At 68.6% G+C, this 22,200-nt stretch carries 25 protein-coding genes and 2 pseudogenes; 10 read left to right on the top strand and 17 right to left on the bottom strand.

Translation table 11 applies throughout. The features are described 5' to 3' along the window. Positions 1 to 4: 4 nt before the first annotated feature. Both MBEBAB_RS03470 and MBEBAB_RS03465 read left to right on the top strand, forming a co-directional pair. A complete protein-coding gene (locus MBEBAB_RS03470; protein WP_021696547.1) occupies positions 5 to 538 on the top strand; it encodes an RNA polymerase sigma factor in 534 nt (177 codons plus the stop codon). Further along, positions 531 to 836, top strand: a complete 306-nt coding sequence (locus MBEBAB_RS03465) for a hypothetical protein (RefSeq protein ID WP_021696546.1) — start codon at positions 531 to 533, stop codon at positions 834 to 836. Before MBEBAB_RS03470 ends, MBEBAB_RS03465 begins: the two co-directional genes overlap by 8 nt. Here MBEBAB_RS03465 and MBEBAB_RS03460 read toward each other — a convergent pair. Next, the gene (locus MBEBAB_RS03460; RefSeq protein ID WP_021696545.1) at positions 833 to 1,648 is read right to left on the bottom strand and encodes an endonuclease/exonuclease/phosphatase family protein; all 816 of its coding nucleotides are present in this window, start codon (positions 1,646 to 1,648) and stop codon (positions 833 to 835) included. The two genes, MBEBAB_RS03465 and MBEBAB_RS03460, sit on opposite strands and share 4 nt — an antisense overlap. 364 nt (positions 1,649 to 2,012) lie before the next feature. Between MBEBAB_RS03460 and MBEBAB_RS03455 the strand changes: the two genes are divergently transcribed. The 8 genes from MBEBAB_RS03455 (at position 2,013) to MBEBAB_RS03420 (ending at position 8,937) form a co-directional block, all read left to right on the top strand. After that, positions 2,013 to 2,402 (top strand): DUF6249 domain-containing protein, encoded by a 390-nt coding sequence (locus MBEBAB_RS03455; protein WP_045318764.1) that lies wholly within the window; start codon positions 2,013 to 2,015, stop codon positions 2,400 to 2,402. Between the two features lie 27 nt (positions 2,403 to 2,429). After that, a complete protein-coding gene (locus MBEBAB_RS03450; protein WP_021696543.1) occupies positions 2,430 to 2,990 on the top strand; it encodes an RNA polymerase sigma factor in 561 nt (186 codons plus the stop codon). Then, positions 2,977 to 3,276: a hypothetical protein gene (locus MBEBAB_RS03445; RefSeq protein ID WP_021696542.1), complete on the top strand. Its 300-nt coding sequence runs from the start codon at positions 2,977 to 2,979 to the stop codon at positions 3,274 to 3,276. The genes MBEBAB_RS03450 and MBEBAB_RS03445 overlap by 14 nt, the downstream gene beginning before the upstream one ends. A 154-nt stretch (positions 3,277 to 3,430) precedes the next feature. After that, the gene (gene panB, locus MBEBAB_RS03440; RefSeq protein WP_021696541.1) at positions 3,431 to 4,261 is read left to right on the top strand and encodes a 3-methyl-2-oxobutanoate hydroxymethyltransferase; all 831 of its coding nucleotides are present in this window, start codon (positions 3,431 to 3,433) and stop codon (positions 4,259 to 4,261) included. 119 nt (positions 4,262 to 4,380) lie between these two features. Further along, entirely contained in the window at positions 4,381 to 5,157 is a 777-nt protein-coding gene (locus MBEBAB_RS03435; protein WP_021696540.1) for a tetratricopeptide repeat protein, read from the top strand. 28 nt (positions 5,158 to 5,185) lie between these two features. Continuing rightward, positions 5,186 to 6,556 (top strand): PQQ-like beta-propeller repeat protein, encoded by a 1,371-nt coding sequence (locus tag MBEBAB_RS03430; RefSeq protein WP_045318773.1) that lies wholly within the window; start codon positions 5,186 to 5,188, stop codon positions 6,554 to 6,556. Between the two features lie 25 nt (positions 6,557 to 6,581). After that, on the top strand, positions 6,582 to 8,198 hold the full coding sequence (gene der / locus MBEBAB_RS03425; protein WP_021696538.1) for a ribosome biogenesis GTPase Der: 1,617 nt from the start codon (positions 6,582 to 6,584) through the stop codon (positions 8,196 to 8,198). 199 nt (positions 8,199 to 8,397) lie between these two features. After that, positions 8,398 to 8,937 (top strand): methyltransferase family protein, encoded by a 540-nt coding sequence (locus MBEBAB_RS03420; RefSeq protein ID WP_242397050.1) that lies wholly within the window; start codon positions 8,398 to 8,400, stop codon positions 8,935 to 8,937. Here MBEBAB_RS03420 and MBEBAB_RS03415 read toward each other — a convergent pair. From MBEBAB_RS03415 to MBEBAB_RS03350, 16 genes and pseudogenes are all read right to left on the bottom strand, one after another. Beyond that, entirely contained in the window at positions 8,934 to 9,692 is a 759-nt protein-coding gene (locus MBEBAB_RS03415; protein WP_021696536.1) for an SDR family NAD(P)-dependent oxidoreductase, read from the bottom strand. The two genes, MBEBAB_RS03420 and MBEBAB_RS03415, sit on opposite strands and share 4 nt — an antisense overlap. A gap of 54 nt (positions 9,693 to 9,746) precedes the next feature. Further along, positions 9,747 to 10,349, bottom strand: a complete 603-nt coding sequence (locus MBEBAB_RS03410) for a hypothetical protein (protein ID WP_021696535.1) — start codon at positions 10,347 to 10,349, stop codon at positions 9,747 to 9,749. Between the two features lie 83 nt (positions 10,350 to 10,432). Next, complete coding sequence (locus tag MBEBAB_RS03405) at positions 10,433 to 10,768, bottom strand: VOC family protein (protein WP_021696534.1); 336 nt, start codon at positions 10,766 to 10,768, stop codon at positions 10,433 to 10,435. A gap of 6 nt (positions 10,769 to 10,774) precedes the next feature. Further along, a complete protein-coding gene (purF, locus tag MBEBAB_RS03400; RefSeq protein ID WP_021696533.1) occupies positions 10,775 to 12,277 on the bottom strand; it encodes an amidophosphoribosyltransferase in 1,503 nt (500 codons plus the stop codon). A gap of 32 nt (positions 12,278 to 12,309) precedes the next feature. Then, positions 12,310 to 12,900, bottom strand: a complete 591-nt coding sequence (locus tag MBEBAB_RS03395; protein ID WP_021696532.1) for a CvpA family protein — start codon at positions 12,898 to 12,900, stop codon at positions 12,310 to 12,312. Between the two features lie 32 nt (positions 12,901 to 12,932). After that, positions 12,933 to 14,298, bottom strand: a pseudogene (gene radA / locus MBEBAB_RS03390) (DNA repair protein RadA). Positions 14,299 to 14,369: 71 nt separating this feature from the next. Continuing rightward, a complete protein-coding gene (locus MBEBAB_RS18570; protein ID WP_373852832.1) occupies positions 14,370 to 14,840 on the bottom strand; it encodes an alanine racemase in 471 nt (156 codons plus the stop codon). Further along, positions 14,841 to 15,406, bottom strand: a pseudogene (locus MBEBAB_RS18565) (alanine racemase); the annotation flags it as partial. 77 nt (positions 15,407 to 15,483) lie between these two features. Further along, positions 15,484 to 16,956, bottom strand: a complete 1,473-nt coding sequence (locus MBEBAB_RS03380; protein WP_021696529.1) for a replicative DNA helicase — start codon at positions 16,954 to 16,956, stop codon at positions 15,484 to 15,486. 107 nt (positions 16,957 to 17,063) lie between these two features. Then, on the bottom strand, positions 17,064 to 17,444 hold the full coding sequence (locus MBEBAB_RS03375) for a hypothetical protein (RefSeq protein ID WP_045318763.1): 381 nt from the start codon (positions 17,442 to 17,444) through the stop codon (positions 17,064 to 17,066). Between the two features lie 97 nt (positions 17,445 to 17,541). Continuing rightward, on the bottom strand, positions 17,542 to 18,129 hold the full coding sequence (gene rplI / locus MBEBAB_RS03370; RefSeq protein WP_021696527.1) for a 50S ribosomal protein L9: 588 nt from the start codon (positions 18,127 to 18,129) through the stop codon (positions 17,542 to 17,544). 1 nt (position 18,130) lies between these two features. Then, positions 18,131 to 18,406: a 30S ribosomal protein S18 gene (gene rpsR / locus MBEBAB_RS03365; protein ID WP_021696526.1), complete on the bottom strand. Its 276-nt coding sequence runs from the start codon at positions 18,404 to 18,406 to the stop codon at positions 18,131 to 18,133. An 11-nt stretch (positions 18,407 to 18,417) separates the two neighbouring features. Continuing rightward, positions 18,418 to 18,810, bottom strand: a complete 393-nt coding sequence (rpsF, locus tag MBEBAB_RS03360) for a 30S ribosomal protein S6 (RefSeq protein ID WP_021696525.1) — start codon at positions 18,808 to 18,810, stop codon at positions 18,418 to 18,420. Positions 18,811 to 19,002: 192 nt separating this feature from the next. Then, entirely contained in the window at positions 19,003 to 19,416 is a 414-nt protein-coding gene (locus MBEBAB_RS17155; RefSeq protein WP_021696524.1) for a response regulator, read from the bottom strand. Continuing rightward, the gene (locus MBEBAB_RS03355; protein ID WP_021696523.1) at positions 19,413 to 20,675 is read right to left on the bottom strand and encodes an ATP-binding protein; all 1,263 of its coding nucleotides are present in this window, start codon (positions 20,673 to 20,675) and stop codon (positions 19,413 to 19,415) included. Before MBEBAB_RS03355 ends, MBEBAB_RS17155 begins: the two co-directional genes overlap by 4 nt. Further along, positions 20,672 to 22,171, bottom strand: coding sequence for an ATPase domain-containing protein (locus tag MBEBAB_RS03350; protein ID WP_021696522.1), 1,500 nt, complete (start codon positions 22,169 to 22,171; stop codon positions 20,672 to 20,674). Before MBEBAB_RS03350 ends, MBEBAB_RS03355 begins: the two co-directional genes overlap by 4 nt. Positions 22,172 to 22,200 lie beyond the last annotated feature (29 nt).

Here is a 22,200-nt window from a genome sequence, read left to right as displayed (position 1 = left end):
CGAGATGGCGTTCGACAACGACACCGAGTTGGTGGCGGCGGCCCGCGCGGGGTCGGACGCCGCCTTCGCGCGTCTCGTGGCCAGGCATCAGGGCGTGGTGCGCGGCTTTCTGAGGCGTGTTCTGAACGGCGACCGGGCCGAGGCGGACGATGTGGCGCAGGAGGTGTTCCTCACCGCCTGGACGTCGCTGCGGTCGCTGAACGACGCGGCCGGGGTTCGTCCGTGGCTGTGCGGCATCGCCTGGCGCAAGGCGCGGGACCGGATGCGGGGCCGGCGCCGGGCCGAGGCGCGAGATGCGGCGTGGCTGGAGGCGAGCGCGCCGCCGCCGGGCGTGGCCCCGGAGGATCGCATGGCCATGGAGACCGCCATGACCGCCCTGGCCCCGGACGAACGCGCCTGCGTCGCCCTGTGCCTGGCCGAGGGCTGGTCGCACGGCGAGGCGGCGACGGCCCTGGGCTTGCCCCTGGGCACGGTGAAGTCCCATGTGGGGCGTGGGCGCGCGAAACTGCTTCAGGCGCTCGGAGGATCGGATGGCTGAGTTGACCCCGGAACAGAAACTGGCCGCCCTGTTCGCGGACCAGGCGCCGCCTGCCCGCGACCCCGTGTTCTCAGCCGAGGTCATGCAGCGCGTGGCCCGCCGCCGGGCCTGGGCGCGGGTCGGGGCGGCGGCGCCCTGGGCGGGGGTGGCCGGGCTGCTGGCCTGGGCGCTCCAGCCGGTGCTGGGCCCGTCCGTGGCGGACCTGGCGGACAGCCTGGTCCTTCCCGCCGCGATACTCGGCGGGACGGCGATCCTGCTGGCGGTCAGCCTGATGGGCGCGCGGCGGCTGGCCCGCTAGCGCACGCGCAGGCGCGCGACGACCGCCACATGGTCGGAGGGCCAGACACCGGCCACGGGCTGGTCGGCGGCCAGGCGCGCGGACAGGATGTCGAACCGTCCACGCTGAACGAAGATGTGGTCGATGCGCTTGGACCGGTGGCCGTGGTCCGTGACCAGGGTGGAGCGGGCGGCGGCGGCCGGGTCGGCGCTTTGCAGGGCGTCAGTAAATCCATCGCGGATGCTTTTGAATTCAGGTGCTTCTGCGGGAGCATTGAAGTCACCCAGAAGGATGATGGGGGCCTCGTTCTGCGGCCCGATCGCCGCCAGCACGTCGGTGACCTGGCTGTCCCGCAGGGCGCCGCCCTCAGGGGTGTGGTGCAGGTGGGTGGCCGCGATCCGGACCGGCCGGCCGTTCACCGAGACCCGCACGGTGGCCAGGGTGCGCGAGTCCTCGAGCGGGCGCAGCCGTCGTTCACCGGTCTCCAGCACGGGCAGGCGAGTGAGGACGGCGTTGCCGTAGCGGCGCGCCTGTCCCGGCGGATCGACCGAGACGAAGTGGACCGAATAGCCGCCAAGAGCCCGGGCGATGTCCTCGGCCTGATTGGGCAGATCGGCGTCCTGCAGGACCTCCTGCAGCGCGATGACGTCGGCGTCCACGTCGCGCAGGGCCGCGATGACAAGGGGCCGCCGCTCCGGCCAGTCGCCCATGTCGTGCCAGATGTTGAAGGTGACCACCGTCAATTCGGCGGTGCTGTCGGCGGCAGGGACCGAGACGCAGGCGGCGAGGGGCAGGGCGGCGGCGAGGACCAGGAGGCGGCGACGGTTGGGCATGATCGATCCGAAAGCAGGCAGGGACGAGCGTGGCGGGGCGGCGTGCGATCCGGATGAGCCTGTTTTCAGACTCCGGGGCGAAAAAACAGGGTCTGAATAGTCTGAATTGTCTGAAATCGCGCCGCCGCCTCGGTTGGGGGTGACGTTGAGACTAACCCGTGTGGAAAGGCGGGCGCGAAAAAATCCTCAACACGGCCGGATCGGGATATGAACGACGGTCAAGGTTCCGGGGAGGGACGCCTGATGACCCCGTCACCTTACGAAGATTTCACGTCGGTTCGCGCATCCGTTCGCTTCGGCTGCCGCCTCCTGTGATCAGAAGGGCGCGGCGAGAGGTCGCTCCCGCTTCAAGAAGGACCAAGCCATGCAAGGTTTCGAGATACTCATCCCCCTGGCGCCTTTCCTCATGGTCGTCGCCATCATCGCCATCCCCGCCTGGCTGAAGAGCCGCGACCGGCGTGAAATGCAACAGACGCTGCGGACCGCCATCGAAAAGGGACAGGCGCTGCCGCCCGAGGTCATCGACGCCCTCAGCCAGGACGCGGCCAAGACCGTGCCGTCGGCGGCGCGCGACCTGCGGGTGGGGGTGATCTGGCTGGCGGTGGCCGTCGGCATCGCGGCCGCTGGCTGGGGCCTCAGCTACGCCGACGGCGACAGCGAGATCTTCTATGTCATGGGCGGGCTCTGCGCGATCCCCGGCTTCATCGGCCTGGCGTTCATCATCCTGAGCTTCTTCAACAAGAACAAGGGCTGAACCGGCGTCTGAAGACAGGGGAACGCCATGTCCAATCCAATCGACCTTCACGACGTGGAGCTGGCCGCACTGGCGGCGGCCGGCGGACGTCGGGAGTTCGGCGAGCTGGTGCGCAGGCACGGCTCGGCGGTCCGGGCGCTGCTGCGCCGCATGGGCGCCGATCCGGCCACCGCCGACGACGTCGCGCAGGACGCCTTCATCCAGGCGTTCGAGAAATGCGCCGAGTTCCGGGGCGAGGGCGCCTTCGGAGCCTGGGTCAAGCGGATCGCGGCGCGGCTCTATCTCAAGCGCAAGGCGAAGGAGGCGCGCTATGTCTCTGAAACCGAAGCGCCTGCGGAAGAGCCGATCCACGCCGATCAGGCCAGTCGCATGGACCTGGACGAGGCGCTGAAAGGCCTCACCGACATCGAGAGACTGTGTGTCTCACTGTGTCACGGCGCCGGTCTCTCGCACCCCGAGATCGCCGCCGCCTTGAATACGCCACTTGGGACCGTGAAATCACATGTCAAACGTGGTCTGGATAAACTCCGCGCCCGGCTTTCGCCGGAACCGGACAACCTCGGGAGGGCGGCTGATGTCCGCGCCTGACGAATTCGACCCTTTCATCGAGCGGCTGTTCCGCGAGACGCCGCCGATGTCCGACTCCGCCGACTTCGCGCGGGGCGTGGAGAAGCGCCTGGCGTCCGGGTCGCGCATGCGCACGGTGGTCATCGGCGCGGCGGGTCTGATCGGCGGGGTGGTGGCCGTGCGGGAGACGCTCGGGTCCAATCTGAGCTTCAACGCCGGCAGCGAGCCGACGACCACGGGGTTTTCGGCCGCCGCCGCCTCGCTGCCCGAAAACCCCGGATTGATGGCGCCGGCGTCGGCGCCCTGACCGCCCAGGCCCAGGCAGCCCAGAGCGGGCTGAATGATCTGGGTGTCAATTTCGATTTCGCCGCCCTAGGGGGTATGCAGATGTTCTGGGCCATGGCGGCGCTGCTGATCGCGGCGGCGGTCATGGCGGGCATGAAGCTGGCGAACGAGGTCTGATGTCTTCTCAAAAGCAGGAGCCGGTCAAGCGGCTGCACGCCCCCGACATCCTTGCGCGCAAGGGCGGGGAGCCGATCGTCTGCCTGACCGCCTATGACGCGCCGACGGCCGAGCTGCTGGATTCTCACTGCGACCTGCTGCTGGTGGGCGACAGCGTGGGCATGGTGGTGCACGGCCTGCCCAATACGGTCGGCGTGACGCTGGACATGATGATCCTGCACGGCCAGGCGGTGATGCGGGGCGCTCGTCAGGCCATGGTGGTCATCGACATGCCCTTCGGCAGCTATGAGGGCGGCAAGGAGCTCGCCTATCAGAACTGCGCCCGCGTGATGAAGGAGACGGGCGCCCAGGGGGTGAAGCTGGAAAGCGGCCCCACCGTGCCCCAGACCATCGAATATCTGGTCCAGCGGGGCATTCCGGTCATGGGCCACGTGGGCCTGCGGCCGCAGGCCGTGCTGAACGAGGGCGGCTTCAAGGCCAAGGGCAAGACCGAGGACGAGCGCCTCCGGGTCATGAGCGAGGCCGAGGCCACCGCCGACGCCGGGGCCTTCGCCGTGGTCATTGAAGGCGTGGCCGAGGGGCTTGCCGCCGAGATCACCCTGGCCATCGACAAGCCCACCATCGGCATCGGCGCCTCCGCCGCCTGCGACGGCCAGATCCTGGTGGTCAACGACATGCTGGGCATGTTCGACTGGTCGCCGAAGTTCGTGCGCCGCTACGCCGATCTGCGCGGTGAAATCACCCGCGCGGCGAAAAGCTACGCCGAAGATGTCAGGGCGCGCCGTTTTCCCGCCCAAGTCGAGACCTACTTCTCCAAAAAGCCGGTCTGAACCCGGTTCGTCCGCGTTGCGGGCGGCGCGCCAAGCCTTTAGGGTCGCGCCGAAATTGTCAGCGGCCGCGCTTTCACGCGGACCGCACAGCCAGCGTGTCCCGGGGAGCCTGTCTTTAAGTGGTCGATGTCTTCGAAGAGGTCGAGGAGGAGCTCCGCTCCGAACGATACCGCCGCCTGGTCCGGACCTGGGGTCCGTGGGTGGCCGGGGCTCTGGTGCTGGCGCTGGTCGCCGCCCTGGCCTGGTGGGGCTGGCAGTCCTGGCAGACCGGCCGCGCGGAAACCGCGGCCACGCATTATGACCGCGGCATGCAGGCCCTGAGCGAGGGCGACGCCGCCGCCGCCGACGCCGCCTTCATCGAGGCGGTCGATACGGGATCGGGCGGCTACAAGGCCCTGGCCCTGCAGCAGCGGGCGGGCATCGCGCTCGGCAACGGCGAGACCGACGAGGCCGTGGCCCTGTTCGATGAAGCCGCCGGCGCCTCTGGCCAGCCGCTGATCTCGGACCTGGCGCGCCTCAAGGCCGTCTACCTGCTGATGGACAGCGCGCCCCTGGAAGAGATCGAGGAGCGTCTGGCCCCCATCGCCGAAGAGAATCGTCCGTTCAGCGCCTATGCCCGTGAGGCCCAGGGGCTGGCCCGCATCCAGCACGGTCAGGTCGCCGAGGCGCGCCCGGTGTTCGCCCTTCTGGCGCTCGGCCAGGATGTGCCGGACGTGGTGCGTCAGCGCGCCCAGCTGGTCCAGGACGCCATCGATTCGGGCGTCGCCGCCTCCCTGGCGGAAATCGTCCGGGCCCAGGCGGAAATGCCCCAGCCCGATGTCGGTCAGGTTCAAGCGCAGGCCCAGGCCCAAGGTCAGGCCCAGGGCGCTCCCGAACAACCGGCCGTTCAGCCGTAATCCAGGATCGAAATCCAGCATGCGCTCCATGTCCCAACCCCTGAAGATCGCCCTGGTCTGCGGCCTGGCCGTGACGGTGGCCTCCTGCTCGACCGCACAGCGCCTCTGGCCGTTCGGCGGCGACGACGCCCCCTCATCGGTCGCTTCGGCGGGCGAGCGCGTGTCGATCCTCGAGTTCGAGCAGAGGCTCTCGCCCAGCACCGCCCTGTCCGGGCGTGATTTTTTCGTGCCGGGACCCCAGGCCATCAACGCCTGGCCCGTCCCCGGGGGCAATGTCGAGCAGTCGCTGGAGCATGTGATCGCCGCGCCGGAGTTCACCGTCGCCTGGCGTCGCGACATCGGTCAGGGTGCGTCGCGGACGACCCAGGTGACGGCGACGCCCGTGGCCGCGGACGGCCGCATCTATGTCATGGACGGCGAGGCCCGGGTCAGCGCCGTCGATGCGAACACCGGCCAGATCCTGTGGCAGACCAATCTTCGTCCCGAGGGGCGTGACCGGGCGTTCGGCGGCGGCGTGGCCGTCTCCGGCGATCGGGTCTTCGTGACCTCGGGCTACCGCCTGGCGGCGGGCCTGAACGCCCGCACGGGCGCCGTCGAGTGGACCACCCAGTTCGACGCGCCCATTCACGGCGCTCCGACCGTGTCGGGCGGCCGCGTCTTCGCCGTGGACGTGGACAATCAGGTCGTGGCCATGGACGCGGCGACGGGCGCCATGACGTGGTCCTATCAGGCCATTTCCGAGCCCGCGCGCCTGATGCGGGCCTCGAGCCCGGCGGTGACGGGCGACACGGTCATCGCGCCGTTCTCCTCCGGCGAGGTGGTGGCCCTTCGCGCCGCCAACGGCCAGGAACTGTGGACCCAGGTCCTGTCGCGCACCAGCCGCACCAACGCCCTGTCGGAGATCCGCGACATCGCCGGACGTCCGGCCATCAGCCGCGGCGTGGTCTATGCGGTCAGCCACTCCGGCCTGATCAGCGCCATGGACGTGCGCACCGGCCAGCCCGCCTGGCAACTGCCCCTGACCGGCGTCAACGCGCCCTGGGTGGCGGGCGATGTGGTCTATGCGGTCTCCAAGGCCGGCGAACTGACCGTCATCAACCGCCAGGACGGCCAGGTCTACTGGATCCGCGACATCAACGAGGGCCGCACGCGCACCGAGGGCGGTCTGTTCTTCGGCGTGGGCAAGCGCACGGTTCGTCCGGTGTGGAGCGGACCGATCCTGGCGTCCAACCGTCTGATCCTGGTCAACTCCGACGGCCAGGCCGTGGCCTATGACCACAAGACGGGCCAGGAGGTCGCCAGTCTGAACCTGGGCGCGCCGGCCTATATCGCCCCCATCGCCTACAACGGCGCTCTCTATGTCGTGACCGACAACGGTCAGCTGGTCAGCATCCGCTGACCTGAAAAGGGCCTATAACGTTCTCATGGCCCTCAAGGTCGCTATCGTCGGTCGCCCCAATGTGGGCAAGTCCACCCTGTTCAACAGGCTGGTGGGAAAGCGGCTCGCCCTGGTCGATGACCGGCCGGGGGTGACGCGCGACCGTCGCTATGCGGACGGCAACATCGGCGACATCGATCTGACCCTGATCGACACGGCGGGCTATGAGGACGTCACCGACGACAGTCTGGAATCGCGCATGCGCGAACAGACCGAGGCGGCGCTGGATGACGCCGAGCTGATCCTGTTCATGATGGACGCCCGCGAGGGGGTCACCGCGCTCGACCGCATCTTCGCCGACCATCTGAGGCGTCACGAGACGCCGGTCGTGCTTCTGGCCAACAAGTCCGAAAGCCGCGAGAGCGGCGGCGGCGTGGGCGAGGCCCATGGGCTGGGCTTCGGCGAGCCCGTGGCCATCTCCGCCGAGCACGGCGAGGGCATGGCCGATCTGTACGCCGCGATCGTCAAGGCCAGCCGCGATATCGAGGTGGCCGAGCAGGAAGAGGCCGAAAAGCCCATCCGCGTGGCCATCATCGGCCGACCCAATGCCGGCAAGTCCACCCTGATCAACCGCCTGCTGGGCGAGGATCGTCTGCTGACGGGACCGGAGGCGGGGATCACCCGCGACTCCATCTCGGTGGACTGGACCTACGAGGGCCGTAATATCCGCCTGGTGGACACCGCAGGCATGCGGCGCAAGGCGCGGGTGCAGGAGAAGCTGGAGAAGCTGTCGGTGGCCGACACCATCCGCGCCATCACCTTCGCCGAGGTGGTGGTGCTGGTCATGGACCGGGAGAACGCCTTCGACACCCAGGACCTGCAGCTGGCCGACCTGGTCGAGCGCGAGGGTCGGGCGCTGATCTATGTGATCTCCAAATGGGATCTGGAGGAAGAGCCCCAGTCCCGCATGGCGTCGCTGAAGGAAACCGCCGACCGCATGCTGCCCCAGCTGAAGGGCGCGCCCTTCGTGGCCCTGTCGGCGCACAACGGGCGCGGGGTGGAGCGGCTGATGCCCGCCATCCTGAAGGCCCACGACACCTGGTCGGTGAAGGTCAAGACGCGGGATCTGAACGACTGGCTGGCCCTGGCCGTGCAGCGCCACCCGCCGCCCGCCGTGGACGGCCGCCGCATCAAGCCCAAATACATCGCCCAGACCAAGGCGCGCCCGCCCACCTTCGTCATGTTCGCGAACCGGGCGTCGCAGATGCCGGAGCAGTACAAGCGCTATCTGATCAACAGCCTGCGCGAGAGCTTCGACCTGCCCGGCACGCCCATGCGGCTGACCGCCAAGTCGGGCGCCAATCCGTTCGTGGACGGCTCAGGCGGACCGAGCCGGCCCAAGGGCGACGCCAAGACCGCGCCGCGCCGCGTGACCAAGGCCCAGAAGGCCGAGGAGGCGAAGGAGTCCGCCAGGGGCCTGCCCGGCAATGCGCCGGCCAAGAAGGCCGCCCCGCCGAGGCCCACGGTGCTCAAGGCCAAGCAGCGCGCGGCCTCAAAGGCCAAGGCCGCGTCCATCCCCGGCAAGCGCGCGCGGGGCGGGGCCCGTCAGGTGTCCCGCTCGGGCCGCATCCGCACCGGCGGACCGTCGAAGCCGAAGCGGTGACGGCGGGCGCTTGAGCGCCTGTCGCGTGCCTGGCCATAAGGCCGCCATCATCCCCGGCGCAACCTGTCAGGCCCCGCGCCATGCAGGGTGCTGAGCAGGCGGCCTCGACATGCAAGCAGCGCAACAACCCTTCGACCTTCAGGCCGTCCAGAAGGTGCGAAAGGCGGTTATTCTGGTCGCCCTTGTCGCCCTGATCGGGTTGAGCCTGATTTCCCAGTCGGCCAGCGGACTTCACAGCACCCTCCATGAGGGTGTGGAGGCGTTCGGGCTGGCGGCCATCGTTCTGGCCATCATCGGCCGCGCCTGGTGCTCGCTTTACATCGGCGGACGGAAGAAAGCCGAAATCGTTTCGCGGGGGCCGTATTCGATCACGCGAAATCCGCTTTATGTCTTCAGCTTCATCGGCGCATTCGGGGTTGGCGCACAGACCGGCAGCGTGACCATCGCCGCCCTTTTCGCCGTGGCCACCTGGGTCGTTTTCTCGCTGACGGTCCGGCGCGAAGAAGCCTGGCTGCAGAATGTTTTCGGGGCCGACTACAGCGCCTATCGCGAGCGAACACCCCGCTTCATCCCCAATTTCTCGCTTTGGCGGGACGAGGGGGAGCTGGCCGTCCGGCCTGCATTTTTCCTGCTGACCCTGCGGGACGGTCTGGTGTTCTTCCTCGCCGTGCCGGTGTTTGAGTCTTTCGACGCGCTACAGGCCACGGGGTGGCTGCACGTCCTTCTCAAACTGCCCTAGACCAGCGCCGACACCGGCGGGCCGTCCTTCCATTCGCGGAACGAGATGATGCCGCCGGGCGGTTCGCGGTCGGGGCGGCACAGGTCCACAATCAGCGGCGCGATCTCGGACGGGTGGGGCAGGGCGGAGGGATCCTCGCCCGGATAGGCCTGGGCGCGCAGGCGGGTCTGCATCCGGCCGGGGTCGAGGACGGCGACCCGGATGTTGGTGGACTCGATCTCGTCGGCCCAGCACTGGACCAGATTCTGCCCCGCCGCCTTGGTGGCCGCATAGGCGCCCCAGAAGGCGCGCGGCTCCCACGCCAGGGATGAGGTCAGATAGACGGCCCGGCCCGCGTCGGACGCGCGCAGCAAAGGCTCGAGAGAGCGGATCAGGCGATAGACGGCGGTGAAGTTGACCTTCTCGATCTTGGCGAACTGGCGCGGGTCGGCGTGGCTGACGGGCACCAGGCCTTCGGGCCCCATGGTGGCGGCGGTGTGGACCCAGATGTCCAGCTTGCCGAAGCGCTCGAACAGGGCGCCGCCCATGCGGTCGATGGCCCCGCCGTCCACCAGATCGAACGGGATCAGGGTGGCGTGTTGTCCGGTGGCGGCGAAGATGGCGTCGTCCAGTTCCTCGAGCCCGCCCTCGGTGCGCGCCGTGGCGATCACGTGGGCGCCGGCCTTGGCCAGGGCGATGGCGCTTTCGTATCCGATGCCGCGCGAGGCGCCGACCACAAGGGCGACGCGGTCCTTCAGGGGAAGCTGATCCGTCATGGCGCCTGCTTACGCGCGCCGGGGCGGCGGTGAAAGAGGCGGAGCGCCGCAGCCCTATTCCGGCGCGACGTTCCGGGGCAGTTGGGCGGGGTCATAGTCCTGTCCCAGGTTCAGTACGAAGGCCGGTCCCAGCTCGATGGTCTGGGCCGCGCTCGCCAGATGCACCGAGACGTTGGTGGAGCCGCCGGGATAGTCCTGCTGCGCCACGCCGGAGGCATAGACCATGGTCCATTCCGACGGAACGACGGCCGAATCCTGGGCGATGGCAGTGTAGGGGGCAACGCTCTGTTCAACCCGTATGCCCGAAAGCACGCCGAAGCGCTGGCCGTCCGGCGGGGTGTGCGTCCGCGCCCAGACGGCCAGCAGGATGGTGTCGCCCTGGCTGATTTCCCCTGCGATGCTCATCCGGCCCGCGATGTCCCACGGATTGGCGCCGGGGCGGGGGACGGCGACGCGGATCGCCTGATCGCCGAGCACGCCCTGGGCCCGGACCGGTCGGGGCGTGGCGCGCAGGCCGGTCACCTGCCAGGACTGGACCGGCGGGCTGTTGATGACCTGATCGAGGATGTCGTCCTCATCGCCGCTCTGGGCCGAGGCGAATGACGCGAAGATCGAGACGAGGGCCGCCGCGGCGGCGATCCATGCGGTTCTGGCCATGAGATCCTCCCTCCCTGATCGTTGGGGTGTCAGGGCGGGGTGATTAACTCAGACAAATATAAAACTGTCCAGAGGGCCAGGCCCTAGGCGGGCTCCCACAGGCTGAAGCTGACGCCCTGGTCGTCACTGGCTTTCACGCTGCGGCCTGACTTGCTGGAGGCGGGAACCGCGCACTTGCCGCCCAGATCGACGATCTGCGCACAGACGGCGTCGATGTCGTCGACCCGGAAATACAGGTGGGAATAGTCCCTGTGCTCGCCCTTCACGAAGCCGAACGGGATGCCCGCGTCGGCCACATGGGCGTAGGTCTCGTGTGAGGCCGCGTCATCGAAGGTCCAGCCGAACAGGCCGCCGTAGAAGGCGCGCGCCCTGTCGATGTCGGGCGTGTCGAGGGTGAAGTAGCCGAGTTCCGTGCTCATGCGCCCTTAAGCGCTGACGAGCAGGGAAAGTTGCCTCGACGAGACGTCCCGACCGTTTTCCTCGATTTCGCGGTCCAGCAGGCGGGTGGGGTAGTCGCCGGTGAAATAATGGTCGGTGAACTGCGGATTGACGGGATCGCGGGGGCCCGCGCCCATGGCCTGATACAGGCCGTCGACGGACAGGAAGCCCAGGCTGTCCACCTCCAGCCGCGCGCGCATCTCCTCCAGCGACAGGTTGGCGGCCATCAGCTGGGACCGTTCGGGCATGTCGATGCCGTAGAAGTCCGGCCACATGATCGGCGGGCTGGCTGAACGCAGGTGGACTTCCTTGGCGCCCGCCGCGCGCACGGCGCGCACCAGCTTCACCGAGGTGGTGCCGCGCACGATGGAGTCGTCGATCAGCACGACCCGCTTGCCCGCCAGAACCCCGCGGTTGGGGCTGTGCTTCATGCGCACGCCCAGTTCGCGCACGCCCTGGCTGGGCTGGATGAAGGTGCGGCCCAGATAGTGGCTGCGGATGATGCCCATCTCGAAGGGAATGCCGCTTTCCTGCGCATAGCCCAGGGCCGCCGGCACGCCGGAGTCCGGCACCGGCACCACCACGTCGGCCTCGACGCCGTGCTCGCGCGACAGCTGGGCGCCCATGGCCTTGCGGACCTCATAGACCGCCTTGCCGTTCACCACGCTGTCGGGCCGCGCGAAATAGACATATTCGAACAGGCAGGGACGGGCGGCCTTGTCGGGGAAGGGCTTGATGGAGCGCAGGCCGTCCTCGTCGATGACCACGACCTCGCCGTTCTCCACATCGCGTACGAAGACCGCGCCGATCATGTCCAGGGCGCAGGTCTCGGACGCCAGCACCCAGGCGTCGCCCAGCTGACCCAGCACCAGCGGACGGATGCCCAGCGGGTCGCGGGCGCCGATCATCTTCTTGCGGGTCTGGGCCACCAGGGCGTAGCCGCCCTCGATCTGCATCATGGCGTCGATGAAGCGGTCCACGATGCGCGATTTCCGCGAGCGGGCGATCAGGTGCAGGATGACCTCGGAGTCCGAGGTGGACTGGAAGATCGAGCCCTGGTCCACCAGCTCGTTCCGCAGGGCCAGGAAATTGGTCAGGTTGCCGTTGTGGGCGATGGCGATGCCGCCGGAATCCAGATCCGCGAACATGGGCTGGATGTTGCGCAGGAAGCTGCCGCCCGCGGTGGAGTAGCGGGTGTGGCCCACCGCCGCCCGGCCGGGCATGCGGGTGACCAGCTCGGCCCCGGAAAAGGCGTCGCCCACCAGGCCCATGTGTCGTTCGGTGTGAAAGCGCGTCTTGGTGACCGAGGCGATGCCGCAGGCTTCCTGCCCCCGGTGCTGCAGGGCGTGCAGGCCCAGCGCCACCACCGCCGAGGCGTCCTGAACCCCCCAGACCCCGCAGACCCCGCACTCCAGACGGGGGCGGTCGTCATCGACGTCCCGCCAGTGTTCACGGTGGACGACGACGTCGTTGATCTGGTGGCTGCTCATCGTGGAGGCTCCGATGACGGCGGGAAGCTTACTTAGGGCGAGTCCGGCGCCGCGCTAGCGTCGGATTGGGGCGTGGCTGTGTCATCGTCGGAAAAACCGTCGCGCACGGACGATCCGATGACCGGTGAAAGGGCGTCCGCGCCGCGACCCAGGGTCGGCAGTACGGTCTGGATGACACGGGCGGAGGCGTGGCCCAGCGGGAAGACGGCGGCCTCGCGGAACCAGTCTGGCGTCTGGTCCGCGGGTGTGGCGGCGTGAAACACCAGATGGATGGCGCCGAGCAGCACCAGCGCCCGTACGCCCCCCACACCCGCGCCCAGCAAGCGGTCGACGCCGCCCAGCTGTTTGTGGTCGCGCAGGCGGCGGCTCATGATCGTGCCGGTGATGCGGATGCCGAAATAGACGATCAGGAACACCACGATCGCCGCGGCGATGGACCCGGCCCAGTCGGGATCGACCACGGCGCGTCCCACGGGGCCGGACAGGGGCAGGGCCAGCAGGGAGAGGATCGCCGCCACCGCGAAGGCGGCCAGGGTGATCAGCTCCCGCAGGCCTCCGCGAATCCATCCGGCTGCGCCCGAGGCGAGGATGACGACGATGGCGAACAGGTCGTAGCCAGTCACGGTCGGCGAGGGTCCCTGGAGCGCGGTGAAAATCAGAACGTGCTTTGCGAGATACGCTCGACCGCCTCTGCGAGTCGAGATAGCCCCATGACCTTAACATTCTTTCCGCCGTTCGCCGCGCTTTCCGGCGCGATGGCCTGATCGAAGCCCAGCTTGGCCGCCTCGCGCAGGCGCACCTCGGCCCGGCCCACGGCGCGCACCTCGCCCGACAGGCTGATTTCGCCGAACACCACGGCCCGCTGGGGCAGGGGCACGTCCACGGCCGAGGAGATCAGCGCCGCCGCCGCCGCCAGATCCGCCGCCGGCTCCGAGACCCGCAGGCCGCCCGCCACATTCAGATAGACGTCCCGATCTCCGAAGCCGATGCCGCAGCGCGCCTCCAGCACCGCGAGCAGCATGGCCAGCCGCCCCGAATCCCAGCCCACCACCGCGCGGCGCGGGGTGCCGTAGGCGCTGGGGGCCACCAGGGCCTGAAACTCCACCAGCACCGGGCGCGAGCCCTCGATGCCCGCGAACACCGCCGCGCCCGCCGCCCGCTCGCCGCCCTCGCCCAGGAACAGGGCCGAGGGATTGGACACCTCGGACAGGCCCGCGTCGGTCATTTCGAACACGCCGATCTCGTCGGTGGCGCCGAAGCGGTTCTTGGCTGCGCGCAGAATGCGGAACGGATAGCCGCGCTCGCCCTCGAAGGAGAGGACCGCGTCCACCATGTGCTCAACCACGCGCGGCCCGGCGATCTGGCCGTCCTTGGTCACATGGCCCACCAGCACCACCGCCATCCCCGACGCTTGGCCAGTCGCACCAGTTCGCCCGCACAGGCGCGCACCTGGGTGACCGAACCCGGCCCCGCCTCATGGCGTCGGACCACAGGGTCTGGATGGAATCGATGATGACGATGTCGAACTTGTCGCGCTTCAGGGTCGAGACGATCTCGCGCAGGGCGGTGGCCGAGGCCAGGTTCACCGGGGCGTCGGCGAAGCCCATGCGCCGGGCGCGGGCGCGGATCTGCTCCACCGCCTCCTCGCCGGAGATGTAGGCCACGCGTGCGCCGCCCAGGGCCGCTTTCGCCGTGACCTCGAGCAGCAGGGTGGACTTGCCCACGCCGGGGTCGCCCCCCAGCAGGATGGCCGAGCCCGGCACCACGCCGCCGCCGCAGACCCGGTCGAACTCGCCGACCCCTGTGGTGATGCGCGGCGGTTCGGGGGTGTCGGATTGCAGGGTCTCGAACACTACGCCGCGCCCGCGCGCCGTGGAGGCCGGCTTCAGGGCGCCGGGCGGGGCCGACTGGCTTTCCTCGACGATGCAGTTCCACTGGCCGCACGCGCCGCACTGGCCGGACCACTTGCCGTGGACCGCCCCGCAGGACTGACAGACATAGATCGCACCGTCCCTGGCCATGGGCCGGGTCTAGCAGGAATCGCGGTCAGGGATAGATGAGGCCGGCGGGGGTGCGTCCGATCCTGACGTGCTCAGCCGACGTAGACCCTCGGCACGCGCGGGTTGATGGACGTCAGCAGTTCATAGGCGATAGTCCCGGCCGCCGTCGCCTGATCGTCGATGTTGCGGTTGGGGCCATAGATTTCGCACAGGTCGCCGACGGCGACGTCGGCGTCCGTCACGTCCACGGCGATCACGTCCATGGACACCCGCCCGACGATGGGCCGCAGGGCGTCGGCCAGCCAGACCTTGCCCCTGGGCGAATAGGCCCGCAGCACGCCGTCGGCGTAACCCGCCGCGACGATGGCGATGGTGCTGTCGCGCGGGGCGGTCCAGCCGGCGGAGTAGCCCACGGTCTCGCCCTTGGGCACGAGGCGCACCTGCACCACCTCGGCGCTGAGGGTGGCCACGGGCTTGATGCGGTCGTCGGGCCGGCCCTCCGGACCGCCGCCGTACAGGCAGATGCCCGGCCGCACGGCGTCGAAGGCGAAGTCCGCCCCCATGAAGCAGCCGCCGGAGTTGGAGAACGAACGGATGCGCCCGGGTATTTGGCGCTGATCCCGGCGAAGGCGTCGCGCTGGCGCCGGTTCAGGGAGTCGGCGGGGGCGTCGGCGCAGGCCAGGTGGCTCATGACCAGATCCAGCCCCTCGAAGGGTTCGGGCGCGTCCTCGGGCCGGAAGCCCAGACGGCTCATGCCCGTGTCGATCTGCAGGCCGCAGGCCCCGCCGCCCGCCGCGCGCCAGGTCTCGAGCTGGACGGGCTGGTTGAGGATGGGCCGCAGGTCGGCGGCTTTCAGGTCGCCCGCCGCATCGCCGTGACAGCCGTCCAGCACATAGAGGGCGGGGTCGGGCCCCAGCGCCGCGCGCAGAGCCACGCCTTCCGCCGCCCGCGCCACGAAGAAGGTGCGCGCCCCCTCGGCCATCAGCCGTCGGGCCACCGGCGTCGCGCCCAGGCCGTAGCTGTCGGCCTTGACCACCGGATGCACGGGCGCGCCGGACGCGGCCTCCAGCGCATGAAAATTGTGCGCGAGGGCGTTCAGGTCGACGGTCAGGCTGGCGGGGGAGGGCATACGCCCCTTATGACGCAAGAATCCTGCGTTTGAAGGGGAAGTCTGCCATTTACGCGGATTTTCTTTCGCCGACGCCCCTAGTTCGGCTCGTAGCGGCCCGGCTGGGCCAGGTTGCCGAAGCGGGTGGTGTCCTCGTCGAAGGACAGCTTGACGATGCCGATGGGACCGTGGCGCTGCTTGCCGATGACCACCTCGGCCTGGTGGCGCAGGCGGTCCATGTCCTCCTGCCACTTCAGATGCTCTTCGGTGCCCTCGCGGGGCTCGGTGCGGCCCAGGTAATAGCTTTCGCGATAGACGAACATGACGGCGTCGGCGTCCTGTTCGATCGAGCCGGATTCGCGCAGATCGGACAGCTGGGGCCGCTTGTCCTCGCGGGACTCCACCTGGCGGGACAGCTGGGACAGGGCCAGGATCGGCACCGACAGCTCCTTGGCCAGGGCCTTCAGTCCGCCGGTGATCTCGGAGACCTCCTGCACCCGGTTCTTCTGGCCGTTGCCCTCGCCGACGGTGATCAGCTGGAGGTAGTCGACGACGATCAGGTCCAAACCGTGCTCCATGCGCTTCAGGCGCCGCGCGCGGGCCGCCAGCTTGGACAGGGACAGGCCGCCGGTGGCGTCGATGTACAGGGGCGCCTCGCCGATCTCGGCGGCGGCGTCGCGGATGCGGCCGAAGTCCGAGGCGTCGATCTCGCCTTTTCTCAGGCGGTCGGACGACACCCCCGAGGCGTCGGCCAGGATCCGCATGGCCAGCTGCTCGGCGCTCATTTCCAGCGAGTAGAAGGCGACGACCCCGCCCTCCACCGTCTTGCGGCCCTCGGGGGTGGGCTCCCAACGGTAGTTGCGCGCCACATTGAAGGCGATGTTGGTGGCCAGGGCCGTCTTGCCCATGGACGGGCGGCCCGCGAGGATCAGCAGGTCGGACGGGTGCAGCCCGCCCAGCTTCTGGTCGAGATCATCAAGGTAGGTGGCCAGACCGGCCAGCTTGCCGTCGCGCTGATAGGCCTCGCTGGCCATCTCCACCGCCCCGGCCAGGGCGTGGCCGAAGCTGACGAAGCCCGACGACGGCTGACCCGTCTCGGCCAGATTGTAGAGCGACTGTTCGGCCTGTTCGATCTGTTCGAGGGCGGCCGTCTCGGGATCCGGGGCCTCCTTGATGATGTCGCCGCCGATGCGGATCAGGTCGCGGCGCAGGGCCAGGTCATAGACCAGACGGGCATAGTCGGGGGCGTTGGCGCCGGGCGGGGCCCGGTCCACCAGATCGGCCAGATAGCGCAGCCCGCCGAACTCCTGGAACGCCGGGTCGGTCTTGAACCGCTCCATCAGGATGGTGGGCTCGGCCAGCATGCCCTGGCGCACATGATCCTCGATGGCGTCGAACAGGCGCTGGTGGAACGGCTCGTAGAAATGGCTGCCGCGCAGCCGGTCTGACAGGCGTTCGAACACCGCATTGTCGAACATCAGCGAACCCAGCAGCGCCTGTTCGGCCTCCAGATTGTGAGGCAGGGCGGCCACGGGCCGGGCGTCGGTGGAGATGGGGCTGAGCGCGTTCATGGACTGACGGGTCTAGCCGTCGCACGTCCCTGCGTCAGGGGCGGACGTCCAGAAGACGGGGGATGAGTCCGGCCCGCCTGTGGACGGCCCGGATTTCGTCTTTCCGGTCAGCGCGGGCAGGGGTGCTCCTCGGCCATCCATTCCCGCAGGGCCTGGGTCACGGTGATGTTGCGGCGGGCCGCGGGGATGGCGTTGAAGCGCGACAGCAGACTGTCGGCGTCCATGCTGACCCGTTCGGGCATGCATGTGCGCGGGGTGCGTCCGGCGGCCTCGGCGGCGTCCTGCTCGGCGCGGATCGTTCGTGTGGCGGTCCGGACCTCGGACAACAGCCGGCGGGTGTCGGCCCGAAGCAGGGCCGTGGCATTGCGCGGGATGTCGTCCGCTGTGTCCAGGAACGCGGCCACGGTCATGCGGCCGTCCTGGGCCGATGCGGGCAGGGCGACTAGGCTGACGGCGAAGGCGGCGGCAACGAGGGCGGTACGGCGCATGGCCTGCTCCTGAATGGTGACGCTTGAGCATAGTCCACGAAAAACGGCGCGGAGAAGGCTCTCCGCGCCGTCGTTTCGATAACCCGGTCGAGAAGGATCAGACCTCTTCGACGTAGGAGACCTCGTGCTGGCCGGCGCCGCCGTCCAGCAGATCCTTGGCCTGGTCGCTGGCGGCTTGACGCTCGTCATCGAACTGGCTGGCGATCACGTCCTCGCCCTTGGCCTGACGCTCGGCTTCGTCGGCCGAGCGGGCCACGTTGATCTTGACCGTCGCGCGGACCTCGGCGTGCAGGCGGACCTGCACTTCGTGGACGCCCAGGGTCTTGATCGGGACGTGCAGGACGACCTGCGACTTCTCGATCTTCGAGCCTGCGGCCTGGACCGTTTCGGCCACGTCGCGACCGGCGACCGAGCCGTACAGCTGGCCCGTCTCACCCGCCTGGCGGATCATGACGTAGGTCTGACCGTCGATCTTGTCGGCGGTCTTCTGGGCCTCGGCCTTGTTCTTGTCGTTGCGGGCCTCGATGGCGGCGCGTTCGACTTCAAAGGCCTTCAGGTTGGCTTCCGTCGCCCGACGAGCCTTGTCGCGGGGCAGCAGGAAATTACGGGCGAAGCCGTCCTTGACGGTGACGACGTCGCCGATGGCGCCGAGGTTCTCGACGCGTTCAAGCAGAACGACCTTCATCTTACTTCACCACGTAGGGCAGGAGGGCCAGATAGCGGGCGCGCTTGATGGCCTTGGCCAGTTCGCGCTGCTTCTTCTGAGAGACGGCGGTGATGCGCGAGGGCACGATCTTGCCGCGTTCGGAGACGTAACGCTGGAGCAGTTTCACGTCCTTGTAGTCGATCTTCGGCGCGTTATCGCCCGAGAACGGGCAGACCTTGCGGCGACGATTGAAGGGGCGGCGGGCGGGGCCGGAGCCGGCCGGAGCGCCCGGGGAGGGGGCAGTCGTATCGGTCATGATCCGGTTCCTTATTCAGCCGACGCCGCGGCGGGCGCGGCGTTGTCGTCGGAGCGAGGCGTGGAGCGCTCGCGCTCACGCTCGCGGCGGGCCAGCAGGGGCGACAGCTCCAGGTCCAGCTCTTCCACGCGAACGGTCAGCCAGCGCAGCACGTCCTCGTTGATGGACAGCTGGCGCTCGACCTCGGCCATGGCGGCCGGCGGCGCGTCGACGGCGAGCAGCGAATAGTGCGCCTTGCGGTTCTTCTTGACCCGGTAGGTCAGGTTCCTCAGACCCCAGTACTCGATCTTGGCGACGGTGCCGCCGGCTTCCTCGATCAAGCCCTTGATGGTGTCGTTGAGTTGTTCGGCCTGTTGCGCGCTGATGTCCTGGCGCGACATGACCGTGTGCTCGTAAAGAGCCATGCAGTCGTCTCCCTTGATGGGCGCCGGCGCAGGTGGACCGGGTAAAGTCCAATCCCACGATGGATCCTGACGCGGCGGCCGGAATGACTTCCCGAACCCTTTGGAACTCCACGCCAGGACCGAAGCCCTGGAAAGCGGCGGCCTATAGGGCAAAAGCCGGGGGGTGGCAAGGCGCGCGCGGCGTCGGCGGGCCTAGCGGACGCCCTCCAGGCAGCGATCCAGCGCCGCAGCCAGCTCGCTGCGGGTGTAGGGTTTGTGCAGGATGGACGCGGGGTCCGTGTCAGAAAAGGCTTCCGCGTCGGCGTAGCCGGTGACGAAGACCACCGGAACGCCCGGGCGGCGCTTGCCGATCTCGCGAGCCAGTTCGCGACCATTCATGCCCGGCATGGCGAAGTCCATCAGCACGGCGGTCGGTTCGCAGCCGTTCTCGAAATGCTCCAGCGCCGCGCCGCCGCTGCCGGCCTCGACCACCTCATAGCCCAGGTCGTCAAGATAGCCGGCGGCCACTTCGCGGACTGCGTCGTCGTCATCAACGACCAGCACCCGACGCTGTTCGCCCTGGCGCGCCGTATGCCGCTCGGACGAAGGCCGGGCGGCTTCGATCACACCTTTGGCCCGCGGCAGGTAAACCTCGATGGTCGTGCCTTCGCCGACTGCGAGGTGATCCTGACCCCGCCCCCGGCCTGATTCGCCAGTCCAAAGACCTGACTGAGGCCCAGCCCGGATCCCTGGCCGACCGCCTTGGTGGTGAAGAACGGCTCGAACGCCTTGGCCAGCACGTCCTCGCTCATGCCCGAGCCGGTGTCCGTCACCGAGACCATCACGAATTGGCCGGCGGGCAGGTCGTCCTGCGCCTCTTCGACCTCAACATTACGGGTGGTGATCGTGAGGGAGCCGCCCACATCCATGGCGTCGCGGGCGTTGATGGCCAGGTTGAGGATCACCAATTCGATCTGGGTCGGATCGATCATGGCGGGCCACAGATCATCGGCCAGATCCGGGGGCTGAATCTGGACGCTGCCGCCGATCGAACTGGCCAGCAGGTCCCGCATGCCCATCACCGTCTCGTTGAGGTCCACGGGCCGCAGCTCAAGCTTCTGACGGCGGGAGAAAGCCAGCATCTGGGCGGTCAGGGTGGCGCCACGCCGCGAGGCCTCCGCCATCATCTCCAGGCGTCGGGTGAGGGCGGGATCCGAGACCTTCTTCTTCATCTGCTCCACATTGCCGAGCACGACCGTGAGCAGATTGTTGAAGTCATGCGCCACGCCTGATGTCAGCTGGCCGACAGCCTCGAGGCGCTGTGCCTGCCGCAGGGCGGTCTCCACCCTTTCTCGCTCGACGATCTGCGAGGCCAGTTGCCGGTTTGCGGATTCCAGCTCGGCGGTGCGGTCCCGGACGCGCCGCTCCAGCAGGGATTCCGCGCGGCGTATCTGCTCCATGCGCTCGCGCGCCTCATACTGACGTCGACGGCCGCGCAGCGCCGTCTGGACCGCGCTGACAAGGGTGGTGGGATGAAACGGCCGCTCCAGAAAGGCCACATTGCCCAGCAGGGCCGACACCCGTTGCGCGGCAGGATTGCGCTCGATGCCGCCGCCGCGGACGGTCAGCAGAATGAACGGAAAATCGGACCAGGGCGGCTGATCGTCGATCCATCGCACCAGCGGGGTCAGGTCGGCCCTGTGCAGGCCTTCGTCCGCGACCACGGCGACGCCCGCCTCCCTGTTCATCTGCGCGATCAGGTCCGGGAGGCCGCCGCAGATCCGGGCCGACACGCCTGCCTCGCGCAAGATCGCCCCCGCGATATCCGCGTCTCGCCCCCTGGGCGCCAGGATCAGGGCGCGCTCCGAAAGCGCTGGCGGACTCATGCGGGGGAATTCTCCATCAGCGGCGTTCCGGACCCGACCACGTCCGGCACGCCCCGGAGAATTCCGTGCAGACCGGTGAGGGGCTCGCCCAGGGTCAGGCCGTCATCCGTGATGGTGTACTCGCGGATGGCTTTCTCATGCTGGCCCGCGCGTTTCTTGATCACCGACGCCGCACGCCGCACCGTTCCGGCTGACTCGAAATAGCGCAGCAGGACGACCGTGTCGGCCAGATAGGTCACGTCCACCGGCGCCGACAGGCTGCCCACCAGGCCATGCTGGGCGACCGTCAGGAAGGTCGAGGCCCCCTGGCGGTTCAGATATTGCAGCAGTTCGCGGATGTGGAGGATCAGGAACTGTTCCTCGGGCATGGCGACCCGGTAGCCGTTCAGGCTGTCGATCACCACCGTCTGGATATTCTGCTCGCTGACATAGCGCTTGACCCGTGTGGCGAACTCTCCGGGCGACATCTCCCCGGCGTCGACCTGTTCCACGACCAGGTTCCCATCACGCTGCAGGGCGGCCAGATCAATGCCCATGCCGAGCATCCTGTCGAACAGCAGGCCGATCTCCTCGTCGAACAGGAACAGGGCCGCCCTTTCGCCCCGCGCGATCGCCGCCACGGCGAAATGGATGGCGAACAGGGATTTGCCAGTTCCGGCCGGTCCGAGGATCAGCGCGCTCGAACCACGCTCGATCCCGCCTCCCAGAAGGGTGTCCAGCTCGACAATCCCGCTGGAGACTGCAACGCGGTCGAAACCGATGCGGTGCTCGGCGGCGACGATGCGGGGAAAGACTTCGAGACCGCCGCTGCGGATGACGAAGTCGTGGTAGCCGCCCCGATATTTTCGGGCGCGGTATTTGATGATGCGAAGCCGGCGGCGCTCGGAGCCGTACTCGGGCGCCAGTTCATCCAGCTGGATCACGCCGTGCGCGACGCTGTGGACGGTCTTGTCGTTCACATCGGTGGTGAGGTCATCCAGCAGCAGCACGGTCGCGCCGTGTCTGGCGAAATAGTGCTTCAGCGCCAGAACCTGACGCCGATAGCGCAGCGAACCCTGCGCCAGCAGCCGGATTTCCGAGAGGCTGTCGATAACGACCCGTGTGGGCTTCACCCGCTCCACGGCGTCCAGGATCAGACGCGTGGTTTCACCGAGTTCGAGGTCCGACGAATATAGCAGGCTCTGCTGCTGATCCTCGTCCAGAAGGTTCTCGGGCGGCACGAGCTCGAAGATCTCCACCCCGTTCAGGGACCAGCCGTGGGACTGCGCCGTGCTGCGCAGCTCCGCCTCCGTTTCCGACAGGGTGATGTAGAGGGTCGGCTCGCCCTCGCCGGCGCCCTCGATCAGGAAACGCAGCGCCGCTGTCGTCTTTCCGGTCCCCGGATTGCCCTCCAGAAGATACACCCGGTCCCGGTCCAGCCCGCCGGACAGGACGTCGTCCAGTCCGGGGATTCCGAACTCGGCCTGTGTCTTGGAAGGGTCGGCAGGTGACGGCATGCGCTTTCTCGCTTCAGCTGGACTGTTGA

The sequence above is a fragment of the Brevundimonas abyssalis TAR-001 genome, from assembly GCF_000466985.1.
Classification (GTDB): Bacteria; Pseudomonadota; Alphaproteobacteria; order Caulobacterales; family Caulobacteraceae; genus Brevundimonas; species Brevundimonas abyssalis.
The sequence above is the reverse complement of the archived record's forward strand: the minus strand, read 5'-3'. Positions and strand labels throughout refer to the sequence as shown.